The organism is Campylobacter sp. (assembly GCF_017646085.1).
Lineage (GTDB): Bacteria > Campylobacterota > Campylobacteria > Campylobacterales > Campylobacteraceae > Campylobacter.
On the sequence record NZ_JAGCNF010000060.1, the window covers coordinates 1 to 3142 of the forward strand.

Sequence of the window (3142 nt, forward strand, 5' to 3'; positions counted from 1 at the left end):
CTACTACTTGGGCTTTTAGAGTTTGATTATTTTGGTTTTTAACACTGATTATTTGTCCGATATTGCCGTCATCTAGCGCGGTTACTAATATTTCTACTTTTAGCGATCCATCTTCTATAATAGCAGTGATTTTATCACCTTTTTTGATATCGCTTAGGGTTTTAAATTGGCGATTAGTTAGAATTTTGCCACGCTTGATTTTGCTTTTAGTTATAAGTTGGTGATTTGATGGATTTATGATGGCTTGCTTATCATAATCCTTTAGACTTACAAATTTTTGTTCATAATCACTTAAATTTAGTATATGATCTCGCCCAATGTCTTTAGTAGCAACTAATACTGGGAGCTTAAAATCGATTTTGAATTTATAAAATATACTTTTACTGGTAGAATTTGGTGTAGTATAGACTGCTCTAAATGTTCCGCTATCATCACGCAGGCCAAGCAAGATAATATCTTTTAATTTTAACTCATTAAAATTTACTGGTAGTTCATTGTTATTATCTATATTAATAGAATTTATCTTAGCCGATGGAAATTCATCATAAATAGCCTTATGAAGTTCATCAATTAAAGAGCTACTAAAAAGAGGAATGGAAAAAATAAGAAGTAAAAAAATGGAGCGGGAAACGAGATTCGAACTCGCGACCCCAACCTTGGCAAGGTTGTGCTCTACCCCTGAGCTATTCCCGCATTTTGTTGAATTGAAGTGGAATAATACCATATTTTTACTCACTTGTCAAGATATTTTAAAAATTTTTATCTCTTTATTATCCTCAATGCCGCTTTCACCGATACTAGAGATATATATAAAATTTGATAAAGAGATAGGTTTTATCATTGAAGGGCTATAAATATTATCATTTGTTGCTCTAAATTCGCCATTTTTTGCTGTTCCTATTACAATATTTGCTCTACTGGCTTTAAATTTTAAACTACCTTTAAATTTGGCAATTTGCATCTGAGGTAAAAACTCACTAAATCCAGCTAGTTTTTTAGTTAGCGGTAAAACAGTGATATATGTAGCTAGTAGGCACGACATTGGATTACCTGGTAAGACAAAGATAAACTTATCGCCTTTTTTGTAGCATTTAGTAGGTTTTGCAGGGCGCGCATCAATTGAATTAAAGAGCATTTTAAAACCAAGTAAATCTAAAACCTCACTCATATAATCAGCTTCACCTTTGCTTGCTCCGCCACTTGTGATAATAATATCATAATTAATGCAACTCTCAAGAGCCTCTTTAATAGTTGAAATTTGATCTTTTAAAACACCTTTGTATTCACTTTCAAAGCCATTTTGGCTAAGTGCAGACATTATCCCAAAACCGTTTGCGTTATATACAGAAAGAGTATCGCAGCTATCCCACGGCTCATAAATTTCATTTCCGCTACTAAAGATAGCAATTTTTGGCTTTTTAATAACATTTACATAGCTAACACCTTGAGCAGCTAAAAGCATTATATTTGCTGGAGTTAGTGTTGAGTTTTTACTTAGTAAAAGCTTGCCAGATTTAATCTCTTCTCCAGTGATTTTTCTAGCGTTATTTGGTGGAGTATCTAGTGGAACTATTAAATCACCATTTTTATCCAATTTTTCATTTTCTATCATTACAACAGTATCAGCACCTTTAGGAAATATAGCTCCAGTCATAATCTTATAGCACTCATTTGGACCGATTTGATAGTTATTTTTATCGCCTGCTAGAATCGTTCCTTTGATTTTTAGAGGATTTTTAATATCAGCATAGGCAAAGGCGTAGCCATCAAGTGCTGAGTTATCAAATGCTGGAAGAGTTCTAGTAGCTATAATATCTTTAGCTACAACCCTATTAGTTGCCATATAAAGTGGCACAATCTCGCTTCCATTTAGCGCATTAATACTGCTAATTAAATCAAATACTTCATCAACTCTCATATCTTACTCGCTAAGTCTTTTTATATCAGCACCAATAGCTGTAAGTTTGGATTCTAAATTTTCATAACCACGATCAAGGTGATATATACGATGAATTCTAGTTGTTCCATCGGCTCTTAGAGCTGCAATTATTAGTGCTGAGCTGGCTCGTAGGTCAGTAGCCATCACATCAGCACCATTTAGGCTTCCTCCTGTGATGGTAGCAATATGAGTGTTTAGTTTGATATCAGCACCCATACGAGTTAGTTCACTAGCGTGCATAAAGCGATTTTCAAATAGTCTCTCATCAATACTAGAAACCCCATCGGCCACACAAGCAAGCGCCATAAATTGAGCTTGCATATCAGTTGGAAAGCCTGGAAATTCTGTTGTAATGATATTGCATGGCTTTAGCTTGCCATCGCTAATTATTTTGATTGAATTTGGACTAAATTCAAATTTCACTCCCATATCTGATAGCTTTGATGTGATAGCTACTAGGTGATCTGGGTTTATATTTTCTAATACAACTTTACCACCAGCAATTGCTACGGCACACATATAAGTGCCAGCTTCTATTCTATCTGGGATAACTGTTATATCATTTATATCTATTAAAGTTCTATTTGTACCATAAATTATAAGCTCGCTTGTACCAATACCTTCTATTTTAACTCCATTTTGGTTTAAAATTTCGCACAGCTGAACAACTTCAGGTTCTTTAGCGGCATTAAATATTTTTGTTACACCATTTGCTAAGGCTGCAGCCATTATGATATTTTCAGTACCAGTTACTGTAATTTTATCAAAAACGATATTTGCGCCTTTTAGACCATCAGTTGCACTAGCTATTACATAGCCATCTTTTATCTCTATTTTAGCACCCATTTTTTCTAATGCACTTAAGTGCAAATCAATTGGTCTAGCGCCAATAGCACACCCGCCAGGTAAAGATACCTCGCAGTGGCCAAATCTAGCAAGCAATGGCCCAAGCACTAAGATAGAGGCTCGCATAGTGCGAACGATATCGTATGTAGCTTTAGTTGAGCTAATTTTAAGCGTATTAATCTGTAGTGTTGAGCCGTTAAATTTGGCTATAGCACCTAGATTTTGGAGTAGTTTTATCAATGTTTTTATATCATCAACTTGAGGAGTATTTTGGATTTTTACTTGATTTTTAGCTAGAATTGTCATCGCAATTATTGGTAGTGCAGCATTTTTAGCTCCGCTGATTGATATTTTGCC

General features: G+C 34.7%; 3 protein-coding genes and 1 tRNA gene. All 4 read right to left on the bottom strand.

Annotated elements, in window-relative coordinates; translation table 11 throughout:
• Window positions 1-448, bottom strand: a 448-nt coding sequence (gene flgA, locus J6V67_RS03090) for a flagellar basal body P-ring formation chaperone FlgA (RefSeq protein ID WP_291858611.1), incomplete at its 3' end; no start/stop codon positions are given.
• Between the two features lie 170 nt (window positions 449-618).
• Window positions 619-693: transfer RNA gene (locus J6V67_RS03095), tRNA-Gly, on the bottom strand.
• A 46-nt stretch (window positions 694-739) separates the two neighbouring features.
• Window positions 740-1918, bottom strand: a complete 1179-nt coding sequence (locus tag J6V67_RS03100) for a molybdopterin molybdotransferase MoeA (RefSeq protein WP_291858614.1) — start codon at window positions 1916-1918, stop codon at window positions 740-742.
• A gap of 3 nt (window positions 1919-1921) precedes the next feature.
• Window positions 1922-3136: a UDP-N-acetylglucosamine 1-carboxyvinyltransferase gene (murA, locus tag J6V67_RS03105; protein WP_291858617.1), complete on the bottom strand. Its 1215-nt coding sequence runs from the start codon at window positions 3134-3136 to the stop codon at window positions 1922-1924.
• Window positions 3137-3142: the final 6 nt, after the last annotated feature.